This is a genomic window from Pseudomonas maioricensis, assembly GCF_022790535.1.
In the GTDB taxonomy this organism is placed as follows: domain Bacteria; phylum Pseudomonadota; class Gammaproteobacteria; order Pseudomonadales; family Pseudomonadaceae; genus Aquipseudomonas; species Aquipseudomonas maioricensis.
This window is the reverse complement of record NZ_LOHG01000015.1, coordinates 54,028-73,908: the sequence shown is the minus strand read 5'-3', so window position 1 is coordinate 73,908 and position 19,881 is coordinate 54,028. Positions and strand designations below refer to the sequence as shown.

Sequence of the window (19,881 nt, the reverse complement as noted above, 5' to 3'; positions counted from 1 at the left end):
TCAATTCATCTAGGGAACGATGCGTGTTTTCGACTCTTCCGCTTAACGCGCTGCGCACCTTTGAGGCGGCTGCGCGACTGGGTAGCTTTAAAGCGGCAGCTGAGGAGCTCTCAGTCACCCCCGCGGCCATTTCCCACCAGGTCAGGATGTTGGAAGCCCGCCTCGGAGCGATGCTGTTCGAGCGAGCTGGACAAGGTGTCGCATTAACCGAAGAGGGCGAGTTGCTATATCGCCAGGCTCATCGCGCCTTGTTAGACATTCGCCGCAGCCTGGAGGCTTTTTATCCGGACACCGTTCCCCAAACCCTAACCATTTCCACTACGCCGGGCTTGGCCGCCGCCTGGCTGATTCCACGCCTGGGTGGGTTCTATCGGAGCTTTCCACAAGTCAATGTGCGGGTCGATACGCGTAACGAACTAGTCGATCTGCTACGTGATTCCAGCATCGATCTTGCTATTCGCGCGGTCAGCCGCGATGACCCGAAGTTGTTCTGTTTGGAGCTAATGAACGAGCGATTCTCGGTTTACGGTGCCCCAGGTCTGATGGCCTCGCTGAATGTAGATCAGATCGAACTGATCAACCTGCACTGGAAAATTCCGGGAGCATTTTCAATCAACTGGGAAAGCTGGTGCGCGGCTGCAGAATGCCAGGCCTGGCTCGAAACGGCGCAGATGCGCGAGTTCGACGATGAGCATTTTGCTTTGAGCGCTGCGATTGCGGGTCATGGGCTGGTGCTGGCAAGCAATGTACTGGTAGCCGACAGCCTCAGGGATGGAGAATTAGTGGCCTATAGACCAGAAGTAAGCCTGTCTGGTCCGCGTTACGTTGCTGTGTGTGTGCCAGGACGTGAGCGGCAAGTGCATGTGAGTGCGTTCCTGATGTGGCTGGCAGGTGCCGCTCTACAGGATGGGTGACGATACTTTTTTGCTGCCCCTTACGACAGGCAGCAGTCGGCCAGGAGCGGCCGGTCGGAACTAACGGAAATCTCCGAATACATGGGCGTCAGGGTCGCCAGCCACTTTAGGGGTAACTGCCCCCGAACAAGGGAGTAGCGACAGCGTGCTCTAGCGCCACTAAGGCGAATATGAGGTGGTTGGGGATCGTCGAATAGTCGGTTGGTTTCGGCAGGAAGCGGTCGGCATACTGCATTACCCGGTTCTGAACGTCAGCCTCTGCCTGTTCCTCACCTGGTCATCCGAAACGGGGGCATTAGCTTGGTGCGAAACCGGCAGAAAGCAACCGCTACGCCTTACCTCATCTCATTCACAAACCGCCTCACCGCCGCCACCACTTCCTTGGCACCGCCCTGGATTTCGACGATCATTTCGCCGGCCTGGCTGGCAAAGGCAAAGCCTTGTTCGGCTTGCTCCTGACTGCTGGCCATTTCTTCTATGGCCTGGTCGGCCAGTTTACGGTTTTGCAGGACGACGCTGACGATTTCTTCGGTGGCGCTGCTGGTGCGGCTGGCAAGTTGACGAACTTCGTCGGCGACGACGGCAAAACCGCGGCCTTGCTCACCGGCTCGGGCGGCTTCGATAGCGGCGTTGAGTGCCAGAAGATTGATCTGTGAGGCAATGCCGCTGATCGTTTGCACGATTGAGCTGATGATCAGTGACTGTTTGCCAAGCGCTTCGATACTTTTTGTGGCTGATTGCATTTGCTCGGCAATTTTTTGCATGGTCTGCACGGTTTGCTGAACCACTAATGCCCCACGTTCGGCGCTGACGTCAGTCTGCAGCGAAATATCATAGGCTACGCCTGCTGCTTCTCTCACTTCATTTTCTCGGGCGACCTGGCGGGTCACCACGCTGGCAAACTTGACGATTCGGTGTAAACGACCGTCGCTGTCATGCACCGGATTATAAGTTGCTTCCAACCAAACTTCCTTACCACGGCTATCCATGCGTCTGAAGCGACCGGCTTCATATTCACCCCGATTGAGCTTCTTCCAGAACGCAGCGTAAAGCGGCGATGCAACTTCCTCGGCGTGACAGAACATACGATGACTCTGACCTCTCACCTGTTCAAGGGTGTAACCCATTGCTTGTAAAAACTGCTGATTGGCGGTGATGATGGTGCCATCAAGATCGAATTGAATCACGGCTGTCGATTTCACCAGCGCATCAATCAACGATGCGTTTTCAGCCACATGATGGACGCTTTGGCTCAACTCATTGCCGTAGCACTGAACATAGGAAAGGATTCCGCTCTCGTCCCTGATCGGGAACCCATACAGTTTCAAGCAAACGATACTGCGGTCCGCGCAGACAAAGTAATAGTCATCGGTCACGGACTCTGATGTTGATAGCGTTGTTTTCAAACCCGCAAGCCAAGCGCCTTTTTTTGCGGTAGGCGCGATAATGTCTGCCACCGGGCGGCCCACCAGACCATCAAAGGGATACCCCAGCGCCTGAGCAAAATGTTGATTAAAAGCGCAAATATTGAAGTGGGCATCCAGTCTGAACGACAGCATTCCTTTATTCATATGTTCGGACAACTGACGTAACAGGTGCAGCTCTGCACCCTGATCGCTCAGTGCTTTCTTCAGACGACTATTGAACATGACGATACCTTTAATGGTGTCTTTTTAAACAACGAGCGATACTGAGCGCTACCCATAAATTATTGAGTTTAGTGTGCGTCAGACACTTCAATTTTCGAAACGATCAGGACGGCATCCTGTCCGGCCAGCAACCTTGCAAAAAGCTCGGCTGCCCGCTCACTTTCAAACTTCAAAGTGCAACCTTCAACGCGCAACACGTAACGTTCTGGCATGACCGAAACGTCCAATTCAAACCTCATCGCATCACCTAGTAAAGATTTTCAAGTCTCAAATCAACACTCAGTACGGAATCAAGTGGCTTGCCATCTAAATAAACACAGTCCTTGCCATTTTTTTTTGCCAGGTACATGTTTTTGTCAGCAACTTTGAGTACATCCGTCATTGTCGACCCTTTTGAAAACCTGGCCATTCCTGCGCTGCAGGTATAGCGGTAAGGCGACTCAAGGCTGCCCCTGATGGTATTCAATAGGCTGAGGACGTAATGGGTCGCGATAGACTGATCATGCACTGCGACTAACACGCCAAACTCTTCGCCGCCTATTCGCCCGACACAATAGCTGCCCTTGGTGGTTTTCAGACAAGCCGCCATCGAGCACAAAATCTGGTCGCCGACATCATGACCATGTTGATCATTCATCAGTTTGAAGCTGTCGATGTCGAGCATGATGAAATAGCCTGGCGTATCCTCCGCGATCATCCCGGCGAATGTCTCCATAAACGCACGACGGTTTGGAATGGAGGTCAGGTAATCCGTTTGCGCCAACTCTCTGAACTTGCTTTCGAGTGACAATACTGCTTTCAAGTTTCTGAGATAGGAAATATTCAATGCCCCTCCTATAGAGATGGAGGCCACGCAAAAAATCACTATATAAATGTCTAGCTGGTCAGAATATCGTCCCTGCCAGTTCAGCAATGTCAGCAGCCAGACAAAGGCTGCCGAGAGTAAATAATCCTGAAACGATATAAACAACAGAGCACTGCTCATGACCAGAGTTATCGCCAACGGCAATAAGAAATGGGTCAGTTTCGGATTAGCATTGATAACGTATAGAAAACCTATGGTTAATAACAAAATATACAGAACACCCAACACCCGCCATACACGAAACGAGGCAGCGTAACGATGAGCGATGCACACACCGGCAAGACTGGCCGTGAGCAAGCACGTAAAAACGTTTAAATCCAACAGAGACTCGACCGCTAGAACCCATAGCCACGAGGCAGCGCCTATCAATTCAGCCTGTAATACCGCAGGAGCCAGTAACTGTTTTATCCGAGGCCGGAGCTTGAGATCCCTGTGCATCGTGCTCTCCAGAGAAGGTAATCTCTCTAAGCTGTGTTAATCCGATTCAAATTCGTACACTGCAGCGCCATGGCAAAAGACAACGACATGAATCGTCTGACCACGTTTACGAAAGCCGGTAGTACTTCAAGTACAGAGTTGGGGTGTACCTTGAAAAAATTTTTCCCCACACCTTCTTGAACAAGCCGAATAATATGCATCTTGGAGACGAACAACGGGTTCGCCAACGCCAGATAAGATGAAGACTTGAATCCTGAAGCCGTGTCGGCACCTACACACGCATCCAGATAAATAGCCAACATCAGCAAATGCCCCCCCTCTCTCCTCACCAACCAGTGGCACTCAGGGAGCAAATATTCCACGCTCAAATTCTGTTCCAGTATTTGCGACATGCCCTTGAAGTAAACCGCCAGATAGCCATGATCATCCAGCATCGATAGCTGACGTATTGACTCTGCTTCAGTACCCATCTCCGCCAGCGGATCGATCATTGAGGCAAGCATTACCCTGATTTCCTTACAGGCTCTAGAAGAAGGTTTGAAAGGCCTGAGGCGGGCGTCCGTCAGGTGCGGCCGCAGCTCAATGAACCCCAATGCTTTGAGGACTAGAAAAATCGACTCGATGCTGTTAGGTGAAAACAGCTTGCGTGCTACGCAGATTTCCTTGACCTCAGACAGTAATGGCTCAGGGTTATCGAAGTAGTGACTAAGCAATGAAAACGACACCATCATGCGATTGAACTGTAGTGCACTTTTATAAAAAAACGGGCGTTTGGCGTATGGTTCCAACAATGCGTGGTAATGCATGCGTATTGCTTGCTCAAATCGCGGGTGCCGCTCGATATCATCCGCCACACTAAGCAACGATTGCTTTAAAGAATCACCCACCATGGATACAGGCCTTGAGTTCAATGTTTTGCTTCCGGGTAAAGCAGCGGTACTTATTATCCTTCGGTCCTTGCAAGGGATGCCGCCCAATGATGGCTTTTTGCCTAGGCATAAATGTATCACTCACCACTGGCATTCATTCATCCATACCAAATTTGTTCCACGACACAACGGGCGCTAGCCGGAAGGTTTGGGTTGTGGAGTCCTTGGCACTTTTCAAGAAGGGACGCATGTCAACATTGGCTCAATCCTCTTGTTTTTTCAGCCCTTTCGCCCGCTGCTAATCCATACCTGAATAAAACAATGTAGTCGGTTAATTGCCGTGTGCTAGGCGCAATGATTAAGACGTTCCTAACGATGTCAATGCCCACTTTGGGTCGGCAACAGCCCTTCGTGACGAACAGCTGTCCGTCAGAAGCAGCCGTTTAAAATGAGGATCAGGGTCAGATCCACTATTTTTTAAGATAGTGATCCGCCCTGATTTCGTTCTATTTACTTATCGAAACTCATCAATGAGGCGTTCAGTTCATACTCTTCTTCTGCCCTGCCCCATCACGGCTACTTAAAAATCAAACCGCTGATCAAACACCTTCTGCTCACCCACCGCCACGCTGCATTGGCGCGCTACTTCTACGGGGATCACTTTGCCCAGCAGTGGCGTCAGCGCGGTGTAGAACACCTTGTCGCACTCTGCGTCTTTGCTGAAGGCTTGGGAGTTGCCGTTGGCGTCGGCGGTAATTCGGCAGCTTTTAACCAGGTCGGCGGGCAGGTCTTTCACGGCCACCGGTTTGGAGCCTGAGCCTTGCAGTTCGATCAGTTCGTCACATCCGCCTTTGGCCTGACCTTCCTTGATGGTTTTGGTGAAGGCGACGCGTTGGTAATCCGTGCCGGTGAACAGCACCTGGTCGTTGACGGTCACGCGGTACTGTGACGGTTTGAACGCCATGGTTTTAATGCAGAACTGCGTGGCTACCGACTTGCCGTTGACTTGAGTCGAGGCCGATTTACAGCCAGGCGTGGCTTGGTTGAAGGAGGTATCAGGAGAACTGGCGCAACCGGCCAGCGACAGCACGCAGATACCGAACAACATTCTTTTCATGAGACTTCCTGTACTCAAACAACCGCCCCCAGCAGGCGGTTCCGGCCACAGATCATATCAGCGACCTGTCCGTTGAGGGCATCTCGGGATCTAGCACAGACGCTGGCTATCACCGCTCGCCCAGCGACTCATACCGCTTCTGAATCCGCCCCAGCTCACCCGACTTGCGCAACGCCTCCAACGCCTTCGCCCAATTCGTCACCACTTCATCTTCACTGTCGTGACTGAACGCGATGTACAACGAGGAGCGATACACCTCGACCGGTATTCGCCTTAGCGTGCCGGGCGGGATTTTCAGTTGGCGGCTGTAATAAGCCACTCCAGCGTCGGTGTCGCCGACAATCAGGTCGGTGCGTCCGGCGAGCAGCATGCGGTAGAGCTGGGCGCTTTGGGTGGCGGTTTTGTCGAGGTTGGTGAAGTTCAAGGATTGCAATGTGTCGGGCACCAGGCCGGCGTGTCGGGTGGTGACCATGGGTGCTTGACGGAGTTGTTCGAAGGTATTCAGCGGCTCGGCATCGGCCATCTGGTAGGGGTGGATGGACTCTTCGACGATGGGGCCGACCCATTTGTACAACGGCTCGCGCTCTGCGGTGCGGAACATGGAGTACATGATGGTTTTGGGGCGGGAGTTCAGTGCGTAGCTGGCGCGCATGCTGGGCAGCAGCACCACCTCAAATTGATCGCCGGTCAGCGCCATGATGGCCTGAACGATTTCGGTGGTCATGCCGGTGAGTGTGTTGTTTTCCATATAGTTGTAGGGCGCCCACTCTTCGGTGACAACCTGATACGGCCCAGCCTTGGCGGGCATGCCGAGGGACAGGCAGAGACATAGCAGAGCTGCGCTGAATATCGAATGTCTCACATGGTCTGCCTGGTGAGCGGTGCACGGCACGGGTTGGCCTGGGCGATCAAAAGAAGCATAGACCGTAATAGGCAGCGGACCGCCTGGCAGCTGCAAAGACGAGACTTGTCGCGCAGAATTTGCGAAAAATGTGTGGCCGTCGCCCGAACAGGTTCTAGGGCTGACTTCGCCTAGCTCTTGCCTCGCCCATACTGCCCCGGCGTCGCGCCCATTATTGATTTGAAAACGCGGGTCAGATGGGGCTGATCTGCAAACCCGGAAGAGATGGCCACGTCCGCCAGACCGACACCGCTTTTCAGCAGTTTATGGGCCTTACGCACGCGTGCCTGGAGCTGGTAAACATGCGGTGTCACTCCGCACGTCTGGCGAAAAGCTCTTAGCAGCTGGAAAGCCGGTAGGCCAACGACTCTCGAAAGATCGTCGAGGGTCACTTTGTCCGATAGGTTTTCGTCGAGATAGGCACGCGCCAGAGAGATCGCCGCAGGCTCGATGAACCGCGACTCCGGCAGTTGAATCAGACAGGTGTGATGAGCGAGCAAACGGATGATCATCGCCGTGATTCGCGACTGGCGTTCGAGCGCAGAGCAGGCGGTTTCCGAAAGGCGATGCAGCTCCAGCAAACTGCCACTCAGTACCGGATCTTCGACCACCGGGCTGGTGAAGGTTGGCAGTGCGGTGATGCCAAAGTTATCTCTGGCCACTCTGAGGAATACGTCTGGGTGAACATGTAGCGTCCGGCACAACCAGCCGCCCACATCGGGGCGCCCGCAGTGCAGTTCGTCGGGGTTGATCAAGACGAAACTGCCACGTTTGGCGATGCCGTCCGATCGTAATGTCTGCAGAAAAACGCCACCCGCCAGCACGATTCCCAGGCTGAACTCCTCGTGAGTATGCCAAGGGTAGCGATGGTCGAAATAAGCGCCTTTCAGCAGTTCGGCGTTATACAGATCAGCCATCGTCCAGACGCTGACTGAGTTTTTTCCTGACCCGGTGTCGAAATCATCATGCATGGACATTCCCAGAATCTGTTGCAGACCTGCCTAGCGAACAATTGTACGCAAATATTTAACGCGCAAAGTTAAAACTTGCAGGATTCTTCAAGACTCGACGCAATCCTGATCACTAAAGTGCTCATTCTTACAGATCAGGAACCACATCCATGGCGCGCACGCTGGGGCAGTCATCGAATAGAAGTCAGGGCGTCGAAGGACAAGCGCCTTCGGCAATCCTGTGCCAGCAGAGTTCTCCCGTTTTTTCGGTGCATCGTGCGGCACCTCCAGGCGTCAATCTGACTGATAGGCCCCTCGCCCACAACACGCACGCTGGCTGCGCCGTGGCGGCGGTGGTTCATGAGTTGCGTCAGCCCCTCGCGTCGATGCTGTGCAATATTCAAGCATCGATTCGTTGGCTGGACCGGGATGAGCCGCAAGTGGCTGAAGCGCTACAAGGCCTGAGAGACTCCGCGGAACTCGCCAGACAAATGGGCCAGATCAGTAGCGCCTTGCTCGAAACGTATTCCCAGCGCGCGAGCACGTGTTGCGACGTTCCGCTGGATTTACTTGCAGCCGAAGTCACGGCGGGGTTTGCCGGAGAACTGCAGCAACATGACATTTCCATCCAACTCGACCTTCAGCCTGGCATCAGCGTTCAGGCAGACCACACGCAACTCTATCTCGTGCTGCGTAACCTGGTGTCTAACGCCATTGAGGCGATCAGTTCACAGCCATCAGCCCGTCGCCAGATTTGCCTGGCAGCCTATCCCATGACGGACAGGACAGTGATCTGCGTGATCGACAACGGTCCGGGCATCACCGAAAGCTATCAAGCCTTCATCAGTGAACCGTTTTTCACCACCAAAGCCAACGGGATGGGCATGGGGCTGTCTATCTGCGAAACGATTCTCTCGCGTTACGACACAGCGCTTCGGCACACGGTCAGCAGAACTGGCGAAACCGTTTTCATGTTCGCAATCCCCGAACTGGGCCAGTGTGGAAAGTCGACGCTGCTCTCATCTACCATGAAAATAACTTACTGAATTTAAAACCTTTTCTGTAGGAGTGACCGGGGTGGCGATCCACATTGCTCGCGATTGCGTCAGGTCAGACGATATCTTCTCAACAGATCTACCGCTATCGCGAGCAATGTGGATCGCCACCCCGGTCACTCCTACAGGTATATGTTTGCTGCGAGACAGTGCGGCGTTTGGACGACGGGGCGCACTAGGCAGGCAATGTCAGCCTGAACACCGTTCCCACACTATCACTCGTCACGCTCACCTGTCCGCCATGCGCCTGCATGATTGAGCGCACGATGGCCAGACCCAATCCTCCCGAGTCGCCAGGCTGATTACGTGAAGGATCACAGCGATAAAACCGCTCGAAGAGATGGGGCAAGTGTTCAGCGCCGATAGGCTCACCAACGTTGTGAACGTAGATGTCGATGCCAGTGGCATTCAGCTTGGTGCCGACAGTCACGGCGGTCTGTGGTGTGGCGTAGCGCAGAGCGTTCGCCATCAGATTGGCCAGTGCACGGCGCAGTAACTCCGGGTCGGCAGTTAGCATGCCCTGACTGGTGTTGATCAGCGCGATGCCCCGCTCTTCGGCGGTGCCTTCGAAGTAATCGCACAGTTGCGTGACCAAGGCTTGCACGTCAACCGGCTGACGAGCGATCGAAGTTTTTGGCTGCTCGGTGCGCGCCAGGAACAGCATGCTGTCGATCATCCGCGCCAGGCGTTCGTACTCTTCCTGATTGGAAACCAGCAGGTCCTGATAATCCTCAACCGAGCGGCTGCGCCCCAGTGCCTGCTGGGTCTGGCCCATCAGATTACTGAGAGGGGTACGCATCTCATGAGCAAGGTCCTCGCTGAAACGGGTGAGTTGCGCGAAGCCGTCTTCCAGGCGGGCGAGCATCTGGTTAAGCGCATGGCTTAACGCAGTCAATTCGCCCACGTCCTTGAACTCATGCAGGCGTAAATGCAGGTGTTGTGCGTCGATGGCAGCAGCACGGGTCGCCAGTTGTCGTACCGGGCGCAGGCCACGCTGGCTGACCATCCAGCCCAGCAGAAATGCCAGCACTGCGCCTACCAGCAAGGCCATGTAGATCTTCATCCGGTAGGCGCTGAGCATTTGTTCGCGCTCATTCACCAGCTTGCCCGCAATCAGCTTCAGAGGTCGGTCGCTGCCTGGCACGTCGAACCACGCCAGTCGCAACGACTCATCGCCCGGGCTGTCACCCAACTGTGGCGAAGGTGCTGGCGGCAAGTCGGGCACGGGTAAAGACAGCGGGTTCACATCAATGAGCAAATGCCCTGCGTCATCGACAATCCACAGCACGTTATCGCGGTTGCCGAGCATGTTTTCGTAAAGCTGCGGACGCTTGCGCAAGGCCTCAATGCTGTCGCTGTCGGTGATGAGGGCCTGCATGCGCTGCACCCGCCCGAGCAACGCCTGGTCATCTCGCCAGGTGATTTCGCGCTGCAGGGATTGATACAGGTAAAACCCCACCGCGCCCAACAGCAGCACGCTGACCAAAGCGAACATCGACGCCAGACGCAGGCTCAGTGTGCGTGGCAACAAGGTCATTGCTGCAGTTCCAGCAAGTAACCGATGCCACGCACCGTGTGGATAAGTTTGGCCTGATAGGGGTCGTCTACTTTGGCGCGCAGACGACGGATTGCGACGTCGACGACGTTGGTGTCGCTGTCGAAATTCATCTGCCAGACGTGAGAGGCAATCAGCGCCCGAGAGAGGACTTCGCCTTCGCGACTGAGCAACAGATGCAGCAGCGCGAACTCCTTGTTGGTCAGGCTCAGGCGCTCGCCATTGCGAGTGACTTTGCGCTTGAGCAAATCCAGATGCAGATCGGCGATCTGGAACTGTTCAACTTCACGGGGCGGCCCGCGTCGCAGCAAAGTGCGAACCCGAGCCAGCAGCTCCGCGTAGGAGAAGGGTTTCACCAGATAATCATCGGCGCCCAGCTCCAACCCTTTGACGCGATCCTCCACGGCATCGCGCGCAGTCAGGAACAGCACCGGCGTCTGATGTTTACGACGAATGATCTGCAGCAGTTGCCAGCCATCAAGGCCGGGCAACATGACGTCGAGGATGATCAGGTCGAATTCGCTTTCCTGAATCAGATGCAGGCCGTCCAGACCATTCAGGGCCACCTCGACCAGATAGCCGGATTCCCCCAGCCCTTTGCGCAGGTAATCCGCTGTTTTCGCTTCGTCTTCTACAACCAGGATACGCATTGAGTCCTCCGGTACCGGTGCATAGCGTAAGCCGATCTGCTGCCTCATCTCATTACAAATACGTAATCCGCAGGCAATCAGTTTGTGCGGAAGGCTTGGGCAGTATGGCTGGCAATTGCTCAGCCGAGCCTGAACCGGAGATTTGCATGCTGATCCGAAGCGTTACCCTTTCATTACTGACGTTGGCCTTGGGGTCTGGTGTCGCACTGGCCGACGTGCCGAACGTTGCCCAGCGTCCGGATGTGACCCTGAAGCTGGCCAATGATCTGCTGAACGCGACTCTGGCGGCTTGCCACGCCGAAGGCAAAACGGCAGTTGCGGCGGTGGTGGATCGCGGCGGCAATCTGGTTGCTGTGCAGCGCGATGACAACGTCGGCCCACACAACACCCTCGCCGCGCAACGTAAGGCGTTTACCGCGCTGTCGACCAAAACCCCGACGCGTCTGCTGTCGGAGCGCGCTCGCAATAATCCTGAAGCCGAGAACCTCAACACCCTCAATGAGCTGTTGCTGCTGGGCGGTGGCGTGCCTTTGAAAGTGGGCGAGCAAGTCATCGGCGCCATCGGTGTCGCGGGCGCAGGCGGAGCGGAGACGGATGAAGGCTGCGCATTGAAAGGCATCAACCACGTTTTACCCAATCTCAAATAACAGGAAAACATCATATGAAACTGCTGAAGACATTGATTGCAGGCGCTGTATTGAGCGGCCTTTCTTCTATTGCGTTGGCCGCTGGCAACCCGCTGAGCGTACACGTGCTTAACCTGCAGGACGGCTTGCCCTCTTCGGAGGTCAACGTGACGCTGGAAAAACAAGAAGGCCAGGGCTGGAGCACGCTGAACAAGGGCGTAACCAACGAACAGGGTCGGATTACCGGGCTGTACCCCGAAGGCAAGGCGCTGGAGAAAGGCACGTATCGCGTTACGTTCAAGACGGGTGAATGGTTCCAGAAACACCAGACGGCAAGCTTCTTCCCGGAAGTACCGGTGATCTTCAATGTGGACGGTACCTTGCCGCACTACCACATCCCGCTGCTGATCAGCCCTTATGGGTTCTCGACGTATCGCGGGAGTTAATAAGCGCATTACGGCGTCGATATGTCTGACACGGCTACAGGGATTGCCGATATCCGTGGGGCATCGCATTCCCTCGTAGGAGCTGCCGAAGGCTGCGAAAGCGTTATGTCTGATACACCGCCGTTCGCAGCCTTCGGCAGCTCCTACAGGGATCGACGATATCTGTGGAAGCCGGGCTTGCCTGCGATTCAGGCGACGCGGTTATTAAGGCATACGACGTTATCGTCCATCGGCGGAATGCCGCCCAGACCAAGCGCGCTCCTACAAGGATTGCCTATGTCTGTGGGGCATCGCATTCCCTCGTAGGAGCTGCCGAAGGCTGCGAAAGCGTTATGTCTGACACACCGCTGTTCGCAGCCTTCGGCAGCTCCTACAGGGGATCGACGATATCTGTGGGAGCCGGGCTTGGTCTGGGCGGCATTCCGCGCCTTCGTTCATCACGGGCAAGCGCGCTCTTACACGTTGTTCACGGATTAAATACAAAGTTATGACGTCAACAAAACGTCAAATTATCGTATTTGTTACACATAGCAGTTTTCCAGCCGCCGAACGGGCGACGGTTTCCCGACACACGGTCACAACTTTTACGCTTCTCCGGGTCATATCAGAGTGCTGGCCGATTGGTTCTTGGCAGCCCTGTGAATTCAGTCCGCTACCGGAGATAAGTCCATGATTTATAACGTCCAAAATTTTGGCGCAAAAGGAGATGGTGTCACGGATGATACCGCTGCCATACAGAAGGCCATCGACGCGGCTGCCGCAGCGGGTGGCGGGCAGGTTTACATTCCACCAGGCACGTTCATTGTCAGCGGTGGCGAGGAACCTTCCGACGGTTGCCTCATGCTTAAAAGCAATGTGTACATGTATGGCGACGGGATGGGCGTTTCCAATATCAAGGTTGCGGACGGCTCGGACACGAAGATCACGGGCATCATTCGCTCGGCCTACGGCGAAGAAACACATGATTTTGGCCTGAGCAACCTGACGCTGGATGGCAACCGGGACAACACCACCGGCAAAATCGACGGCTGGTTCAACGGTTACATTCCCGGCCAGGAAGGTTACGACTCCAACGTCACCCTGGACGGCGTGGAAATCAAGGACTGCTCCGGTTACGGCTTCGACCCGCACGAACAGACCGTCAACATGGTCATCAAGAACAGCGTGTCCCACGGCAATGGCCTGGACGGCTTTGTTGCCGACTTCCTCAGCAACAGCACATTCGAGAACAACGTCGCCTACGACAACGACCGCCACGGCTTCAACGTTGTTACCAGCACCCATGATTTCACCCTGACCAATAACGTTGCCTACAACAATGGCGGCGGCGGTATCGTCGTGCAGCGTGGCAGCGAGAACATTCCCTCCCCTAGCAACATCGTTATCACCGGTGGCGAGGTTTACGGCAATGGTGCCGAAGGCGTGCTCATCAAGTTATCCAGCGATGTGACCCTCAGTGGCGTGGATATCCATGACAACGGCAGCGCCGGGGTGCGTATCTACGGCAGCAACAATGTCGAAGTCACCGATAACACCCTCACCAACAACGCACTGAAAGGCGCGGTACCGGAAATCATCATTCAGTCCTACGACGACACGTTGGGCGTCTCCGGCAAATACTTCGACGGCAGTGACAATACGATTCAGGGCAACACCATCACCGGCAGCAACCTGTCGACCTATGGCGTGGCGGAGCGCAACGAAGACGGCACCGACCGTAACGCAATCATCGGCAACACCATTGGCCACACCAGCAAAGGCGACACGCTGGTATACGGCGATGGCAGTTACGTCAGCGCCACCTTGCCAGTGGTGACGGTTCAGGGCACTGAGGGCAATGACACCCTGATCGGTAGCAGTGCCAACGAAATCTTCTACGGCGCTGCCGGTAACGACGTAATCAATGCCGGTGCCGGCGACGACATTCTGGTCGGCGGCTCGGGCGTCGACAAGCTCACCGGTGGTGCGGGTGCCGATACGTTCCGCTTCGCGAGCCAATCCGACAGCTACCGCAACGCGACTAGCAGCTTCGTCGACACCATCACCGATTTCGATGTCACCAAAGACAAGATCGACATCGCCGACCTCGGTTTTACCGGGTTGGGCAACGGCCGCGGGGGCACCTTGCAGGTCAGCTACAACGCCAGCAATGATCGCACCTACATCAAGGACTACGACGCTGACGCCGCAGGCAATCGCTTCGAGCTGATTCTCAACGGCAACCTCACCAGCACGCTGACGGCCGATAACTTCATCTTCAACCGGACGGTCACCGGCACCAACGGCAACGACTCGTTGCAGGGCACCGATTCGGCAGACACCCTGCTCGGCCTCGCCGGTAACGACAGCCTGGTCGGCGGCGCGGGTGATGACAAACTCAATGGCGGCGCGGGCATGGACACGCTCAGCGGCGGTGCCGGAGCGGACACATTCGTGTTCTCGGACCGGATGGACAGCTACCGCAACTACAACGCAGGCGGCGCCAACCTGGGCGATCTGATCACCGACTTTGATCGCACAGCCGACAAGATCGACGTATCGGCGCTGGGCTTTACGGGCCTGGGCGACGGCAAAAACAACACCCTTTATCTGGTGCTCAATGACGCCGGGACCAAGACCTACATCAAGTCGCTGGACGCTGATGCCAACGGTAACCGCTTCGAAATCGCGCTGGACGGCAACTACCTCGACAAGCTGACCAGCGCCAACTTCGTCTTCGCCACCACGCCAACAACCAACCATGCCCCCGTGGTCGCAACCCCGTTGCTGGATCAGAACGCGACAGAAAACACCGCCTTCAGCTATGTCGTACCCGCCACCAGCTTCACTGACCCTGACAACGACAGCCTGAGCTACACCGCGTCTCTGGCCGATGGCAGCGCCCTGCCCGACTGGCTGACCTTTGACGCCGCCAGCCGCACGCTCAGCGGCACACCGGACAGCACCGCGTCGGGCAATTATTCGGTGAAGATCACCGCGACTGACGGCAGCAACGCCACGGTCAGCGACAGTTTCACGATTGCGGTGCAGGACGTCCCCGCCGCGCCGGTCATCATCAATGGCACCCCCAACAACGACACGCTGACCGGGACGGCGGCCAACGAGCAGTTGCTGGGTGGCGCGGGTAACGACGTGCTCAATGGCGGCGCGGGCAACGATATTCTTATCGGCGGCGCAGGTTCAGACAAACTCACCGGAGGCGCCGGAGCGGACGTCTTCCGCTTCACCTCGAAGATGGACAGTTACCGCACCAGCACCACCAGCGCCAGTGACCAGATCCTTGATTTTGATGTGGCCGCCGACAAGATCGACGTCTCCACACTCGGCTACACCGGCCTTGGCAATGGTCTGAACGGTACGTTGCAGATGGTCTACAACGCGTCGAACAACCGCACTTATCTCAAGGACAACACGGTCGATGCCAACGGCAACCGCTTTGAGATCTCGCTGGCGGGGAATCTGGCCAACAGCCTGACGGCCAGCCATTTCGTGTTCGCCGACCAGAACATGCCAAGCAACGTTGCGCCTGTAGTGGTGATTCCGCTACTGGACCAGAACGCGACTGAAAACACCGCGTTCTCCTACACGGTGACCAGCAACAGCTTTGCCGATGCCAACAAGGATCAACTGAGCTACAGCGCAACGCTCGCGGATGGCACAGCCCTGCCTTCATGGTTGAGCTTCGACGCAGTCAACCTGACATTCAGTGGCACGCCCACCAGCACAGCGGCGGGCAATTACGACGTATTGATCAAAGCGACTGATCCTGCGGGCGCGTCGGTCAGCGACAATTTTGCATTGGTCGTCGCAGATGCCCCTGCCAATACCATCGCGGGCACCGACAACGCTGAAACCCTGACGGGCACAGCTGGCGCGGACCTGATACTGGGCCTGGGCGGCAACGATACGATCAGGGCCAATGCCGGGGCGGATATCATTGACGGCGGCGCCGGGCGTGACTCGCTTTACGGCGGCACCGGCGCGGATACCTTCCGCTACAGCAACGTGCTCGATAGCTACCGCGACTACGACGCGGGAGGCGTCACAGCCACCGACACGATCTATGACTTCACCCAGGGTGTGGACAAGATCGATGTCTCGGCTTTGGGTTTCCTGGGGTTGGGCGACGGCAGCAACGGCACGCTCTACATGACCCTCAACGAGGCTGGCGACAAAACCTACGTCAAATCCAGCGAACCCGACGCCGATGGCAATCGCTTCGAAATCGCCCTCAGCGGTAACTACCTCAACACCCTGACGGCTGACGATTTTGTCTTCGGTGAACGTGCTCAGCAGGACATCCTCTACCTGCCGACGCTCGGACAATCCAACGCGCGATTGCTGCGCATGACCGAGGACGATGATCAGTCCGGCACGTCCATGCTGGTCAACGACCTGAGCAAATACACCACCTATGACGTGCGCAGTCAGTTCAACGATGCGGATGGCAACGGCATCGACATCGCAGTCGGTGGCAGCACCGTTAACGGCATGTCGACGCTAGGCGCTGAAGAGCTGAAGTTGTGCTGGTGGCTGACGGATACCAATGAGCCAGGCCCTGCGTTGTTGCGTGCCGTTGCGCTGCTGCAGAACCAGCTCGCCGAGCTGAAGGCCATCGACAACGTCAAGATGGGCATCATCTGGGGTCAGGGCGAAGAAGCTGCGCAGGAGATTGGCCGGGCGACTGACAAACAGGCAGCGGCTGCCGACTACAAGGCGGCAACACTGGCGGTGTTTGACTATCTGCACTCACAGCTCGGGAGCTTCGATGTGTACATGATGGAGACTGGTCACTACGACCAGGAAGCCGCCCGTGCGCGGGGTTACTCGGAGGACAAGATCGCGCAGATTGTTGAGGGTGTGGGCTATGTCCGCGCGTCTCAGGAAGCTATTGCGGCTGAGCGTGCCGACGTAAAACTCGCCGTTGATTACACCGATTTGCCATTGCGCCACGAAGTCGACCCGCTGGTGTACCCCGATGATGTCTGGCACCTGCATGAAGAGTCGGCAGAAATCGTCGGGCAGCGCCTGGCTGACTACATCGCTGATGACTTGGGCTTCAAAGGCAATCCCAATGACAACAACAGCGTGCAGGACATCTTCGACAACGCCCATAACGAAGGCGGGATGATCTTCGGTACCGATCAGGCCGACACGCTGGTTGGCACCTCGGGCAACGACACGCTGGATGGCGATCTGGGCGCTGACACCATGACTGGCGGCGATGGCAATGACATTTATGTAGTCGACAATGCCTTCGACAGCGTCGTGGAAACCAATACCTCTCCCGCGCAGATCGACACGGTGCAGGCATCGGTCAGCTGGACACTGGGCGACAACCTGGAAAATCTGGTGTTGACCGGCGTCTCGGCTATCGACGGGACAGGCAACGCGGTCCGCAACTTCATCACTGGCAACTCGGCCAATAACGTGCTCAACGGTGCGGCTGGAGCGGACAGCATGAGCGGCGGCAGCGGCAGCGACACCTATTACGTGGACGACACTGGCGACAATGTGATCGAGACCAACAGTGACAAGGTGTCGGGCGGTACCGACAGCGTGCACAGCAGCCTGGCGACCTACACGCTCACGTCGAACGTTGAAAACCTCTATATCGACAGCAACGCAGCGGCCAATGGTATCGGCAATGCGCTGGACAACACCCTATTCGCGGGGGCGGGAGACAACGTGCTGGACGGGCGTGACGGTAACGACACGGTGTCATTCGAGCGGGCATTGGCGGGCATCACCGCGACGTTATCGACGTCGGCACAACAGAACACCGTCGGTTCGGGATTCGATACCCTCAAGGGCATCGAAAATCTGACAGGCAGTGCCTATGCCGATACCTTCTCCGGCAACAGCAGCGCCAACGTGCTGAATGGCGGCGCGGGCAATGACACGCTGGTGGGTGGCGCAGGTAATGACCGGTTGATTGGCGGTGAAGGCACGGACAGTTTGACCGGCGGAACAGGCGCTGACACTTACGTCTTCGGCTCGCTTTCCGAGATGGGCACCGGTGCATTGCGGGACGTCATCAGCGGCTTTAAAACCGCCGAGGGCGATCAACTGGACTTCACCGGCCTGGATGCCAACCCGCTGACCACCGGGATGGACGCCTTCAGGTTCATTGGCAACAACGCCTTCGACACTACCGACGCCACCGGCCAGCTTCGCTTCGCCGACGGCATCCTTTACGGCAGCCTGAATGCGGACGCCACTGCGGAGTTCGAAATCCAGTTGGTCGGCGTAAAAGAACTGCACGCCAGCGACTTTACGGCCTGACCAGCGCGCGGAATCCGGTGCGGCTTCTGACGTCAGGGGCTGCATCGGATCTCTGCACATTGGTCTGTAGGAGCTGCCGAAGGCTGCGAAAGCGTTTTGCCTGATACACCGCAGTTCGCAGCCTTCGGCAGCTCCTACAGGTTCAAGTGTCACTGCTCAATGGACACTATCCCTGTGGGAGCCGGGCTTGCCCGCGATAAGGTTTCGGCGGCATCAAAACAACCGCTGAACCTGCTCCAGCACACCTCGGTTCATCTGGCCGGTATGGGTGTGCAGACTCACGTAGCTCTGCAGCATGTCCAGCTTGGTATTGAGCAGGTCGCGGCGCGCCTGGAATACGCGCTGCTGGGCGTCGAGGATGTCGACAGTCGAGCGCACGCCGCCCTGAAAACCCTTCTCGGTCGAGGTCAGGGCCTTTTGGTTGGATTCCACGGCGCGCTGCATGGCTTTGGTTTTGGCAAATCCGGCGACCACGCCCAGGTAATCAGTCTCGATGTCTTCGGCCAGTTGTTGGCGCTGTACGTCATAGTCCGATTGCGCGCCCGCCAGTTGAGCTTCGGCCTTGGCCACAGACGCACGGACCGAACCACCGCGATACAACGGAATGTCCAGTTGCACGCCCACGTAATAAGTGTCCTGCCGTGGATCGAGATCCTGATACTGACGCGTCTCTCGACGGGTCAACTGCGTGGTCAATGACAGCGTCGGATAATGCCCCGCGCGTTGCGTGTCGGCCTGCGCCTCAGCGACTCTCATGGCGGCAAGACGAGCCGCCAGTTCAGGGCTGGCGTCCCGGGCGATCGCCGTCCAGTAGGGCAAATCCTGTTCCGCAGGGATCGGACTGTTGGCCGCGAGCTCTTCGCGCATTGGCTGGATGTCATTGATCGGCACGCTAGCCCGCCCCGACAATGCCCGCAGCGCCGCCACACGACGCGCGACGGCCTCCGCCTCTTGCGCCTCCACAAGGTCAAGCCGGGCCTGAGCTTCGTCAATATCCGTGATCGCTCCCTGCCCGGACTTGAACAGTTTTTTGCTCTGCGTGACCAACCCACTGATCGCGGCCTTTTGCTGGGCGATCAGCTTGATCTCGTTTTCGGCCCGGGCCACATCGAAGTAGCCTTTGGCAACACGGTCGTAAAGGCTCTGACTGGCGACGTCGAATTGCTGCGTACCCAATACGCCTCGCGCCTTGCCCTCCTGATAAGCCGCCCAACGACCTTTGTCATACAACGGCTGTTGCGCCGCCAGGGTGACGTTGTTGGCCTGGTAATCGTTGCTGTTGACGTACCCGTCGTCGCTGCCGCCATCGGTACGCCCGCCGTTGCCGTAACGCGATGTCAAAGACACCTGCGGATACAGCCCGCCGCGACCGATGGCCTCCTCCTGCTGAGACGCATCGTATGCGTGGCCAGCTGACTTCAGCGTTGGGTCATTGAGGCGTGAAGCGTCGTAGGCCTCGGTCAGGCTCAGCCCGCCATCAGCGGCCCATGCCGGACTGAGCATGACCCAACCGGCCCACAGACCTGCCAGTAAACCGGAACTGCGATAACGACGGATCATG

Annotated in this window: 14 protein-coding genes and 2 pseudogenes; 5 read left to right on the top strand and 11 right to left on the bottom strand. The window is 56.7% G+C overall.

What is annotated here, in order from left to right; genetic code table 11:
• Positions 1–23 precede the first annotated feature (23 nt).
• On the top strand, positions 24–914 hold the full coding sequence (locus AUC61_RS20820; protein ID WP_243248066.1) for a LysR substrate-binding domain-containing protein: 891 nt from the start codon (positions 24–26) through the stop codon (positions 912–914).
• Between the two features lie 335 nt (positions 915–1,249).
• Here AUC61_RS20820 and AUC61_RS26725 read toward each other — a convergent pair.
• The 8 genes and pseudogenes from AUC61_RS26725 to AUC61_RS20785 all read right to left on the bottom strand — a co-directional run.
• A pseudogene (locus tag AUC61_RS26725) lies at positions 1,250–1,684 on the bottom strand (methyl-accepting chemotaxis protein); the annotation flags it as partial.
• Between the two features lie 108 nt (positions 1,685–1,792).
• Positions 1,793–2,563: pseudogene (locus tag AUC61_RS26720) on the bottom strand (PAS domain-containing protein); the annotation flags it as partial.
• A 68-nt stretch (positions 2,564–2,631) separates the two neighbouring features.
• Positions 2,632–2,802, bottom strand: a complete 171-nt coding sequence (locus AUC61_RS20810; RefSeq protein WP_243248029.1) for a hypothetical protein — start codon at positions 2,800–2,802, stop codon at positions 2,632–2,634.
• Positions 2,803–2,810: 8 nt separating this feature from the next.
• Positions 2,811–3,866 (bottom strand): GGDEF domain-containing protein, encoded by a 1,056-nt coding sequence (locus AUC61_RS20805; protein WP_243248028.1) that lies wholly within the window; start codon positions 3,864–3,866, stop codon positions 2,811–2,813.
• A 26-nt stretch (positions 3,867–3,892) separates the two neighbouring features.
• Positions 3,893–4,756, bottom strand: a complete 864-nt coding sequence (locus AUC61_RS20800) for a hypothetical protein (RefSeq protein WP_243248027.1) — start codon at positions 4,754–4,756, stop codon at positions 3,893–3,895.
• A gap of 559 nt (positions 4,757–5,315) precedes the next feature.
• A complete protein-coding gene (locus AUC61_RS20795; RefSeq protein WP_243248026.1) occupies positions 5,316–5,852 on the bottom strand; it encodes a hypothetical protein in 537 nt (178 codons plus the stop codon).
• Positions 5,853–5,961: 109 nt separating this feature from the next.
• On the bottom strand, positions 5,962–6,660 hold the full coding sequence (locus AUC61_RS20790) for a substrate-binding periplasmic protein (RefSeq protein WP_279291115.1): 699 nt from the start codon (positions 6,658–6,660) through the stop codon (positions 5,962–5,964).
• A 224-nt stretch (positions 6,661–6,884) separates the two neighbouring features.
• Entirely contained in the window at positions 6,885–7,730 is an 846-nt protein-coding gene (locus tag AUC61_RS20785) for an AraC family transcriptional regulator (protein ID WP_243248024.1), read from the bottom strand.
• Positions 7,731–7,873: 143 nt separating this feature from the next.
• Here AUC61_RS20785 and AUC61_RS20780 point away from each other — a divergent pair, with 143 nt between their 5' ends.
• Complete coding sequence (locus AUC61_RS20780; RefSeq protein WP_243248023.1) at positions 7,874–8,749, top strand: sensor histidine kinase; 876 nt, start codon at positions 7,874–7,876, stop codon at positions 8,747–8,749.
• A 184-nt stretch (positions 8,750–8,933) separates the two neighbouring features.
• On the opposite strand, the gene AUC61_RS20775 is transcribed toward AUC61_RS20780, so the two are convergent.
• On the bottom strand, positions 8,934–10,295 hold the full coding sequence (locus AUC61_RS20775; protein ID WP_243248022.1) for a heavy metal sensor histidine kinase: 1,362 nt from the start codon (positions 10,293–10,295) through the stop codon (positions 8,934–8,936).
• Entirely contained in the window at positions 10,292–10,963 is a 672-nt protein-coding gene (locus AUC61_RS20770; protein ID WP_243248021.1) for a heavy metal response regulator transcription factor, read from the bottom strand. Before AUC61_RS20770 ends, AUC61_RS20775 begins: the two co-directional genes overlap by 4 nt.
• Before the next feature lie 146 nt (positions 10,964–11,109).
• Here AUC61_RS20770 and AUC61_RS20765 point away from each other — a divergent pair, with 146 nt between their 5' ends.
• The 3 genes from AUC61_RS20765 (at position 11,110) to AUC61_RS20735 (ending at position 18,320) form a co-directional block, all read left to right on the top strand.
• Positions 11,110–11,610, top strand: a complete 501-nt coding sequence (locus AUC61_RS20765) for a GlcG/HbpS family heme-binding protein (protein WP_243248020.1) — start codon at positions 11,110–11,112, stop codon at positions 11,608–11,610.
• 14 nt (positions 11,611–11,624) lie between these two features.
• Positions 11,625–12,035 (top strand): hydroxyisourate hydrolase, encoded by a 411-nt coding sequence (gene uraH, locus AUC61_RS20760; RefSeq protein ID WP_243248019.1) that lies wholly within the window; start codon positions 11,625–11,627, stop codon positions 12,033–12,035.
• Positions 12,036–12,704: 669 nt separating this feature from the next.
• A complete protein-coding gene (locus AUC61_RS20735; RefSeq protein ID WP_422765546.1) occupies positions 12,705–18,320 on the top strand; it encodes a putative Ig domain-containing protein in 5,616 nt (1,871 codons plus the stop codon).
• Positions 18,321–18,533: 213 nt separating this feature from the next.
• On the opposite strand, the gene AUC61_RS20730 is transcribed toward AUC61_RS20735, so the two are convergent.
• The gene (locus tag AUC61_RS20730) at positions 18,534–19,880 is read right to left on the bottom strand and encodes a TolC family outer membrane protein (RefSeq protein ID WP_243248018.1); all 1,347 of its coding nucleotides are present in this window, start codon (positions 19,878–19,880) and stop codon (positions 18,534–18,536) included.
• Position 19,881: the final 1 nt, after the last annotated feature.

Bases quoted from the DNA above. Each gene is read 5' to 3' on its own strand.
- AUC61_RS20810 (WP_243248029.1), bottom strand. From the start codon at position 2,802: ATGAGGTTTGAATTGGACGTTTCGGTCATGCCAGAACGTTACGTGTTG.
- AUC61_RS20795 (WP_243248026.1), bottom strand. From the start codon at position 5,852: ATGAAAAGAATGTTGTTCGGTATCTGCGTGCTGTCGCTGGCCGGTTGC.
- AUC61_RS20785 (WP_243248024.1), bottom strand. From the start codon at position 7,730: ATGTCCATGCATGATGATTTCGACACCGGGTCAGGAAAAAACTCAGTC.
- AUC61_RS20775 (WP_243248022.1), bottom strand. From the start codon at position 10,295: ATGACCTTGTTGCCACGCACACTGAGCCTGCGTCTGGCGTCGATGTTC.
- uraH (WP_243248019.1), top strand. From the start codon at position 11,625: ATGAAACTGCTGAAGACATTGATTGCAGGCGCTGTATTGAGCGGCCTT.
- AUC61_RS20780 (WP_243248023.1), top strand. From the start codon at position 7,874: ATGGCGCGCACGCTGGGGCAGTCATCGAATAGAAGTCAGGGCGTCGAA.
- AUC61_RS20790 (WP_279291115.1), bottom strand. From the start codon at position 6,660: ATGCCCGCCAAGGCTGGGCCGTATCAGGTTGTCACCGAAGAGTGGGCG.
- AUC61_RS20730 (WP_243248018.1), bottom strand. From the start codon at position 19,880: ATGATCCGTCGTTATCGCAGTTCCGGTTTACTGGCAGGTCTGTGGGCC.
- AUC61_RS20735 (WP_422765546.1), top strand. From the start codon at position 12,705: ATGATTTATAACGTCCAAAATTTTGGCGCAAAAGGAGATGGTGTCACG.
- AUC61_RS20805 (WP_243248028.1), bottom strand. From the start codon at position 3,866: ATGCACAGGGATCTCAAGCTCCGGCCTCGGATAAAACAGTTACTGGCT.
- AUC61_RS20765 (WP_243248020.1), top strand. From the start codon at position 11,110: ATGCTGATCCGAAGCGTTACCCTTTCATTACTGACGTTGGCCTTGGGG.
- AUC61_RS20800 (WP_243248027.1), bottom strand. From the start codon at position 4,756: ATGGTGGGTGATTCTTTAAAGCAATCGTTGCTTAGTGTGGCGGATGAT.
- AUC61_RS20770 (WP_243248021.1), bottom strand. From the start codon at position 10,963: ATGCGTATCCTGGTTGTAGAAGACGAAGCGAAAACAGCGGATTACCTG.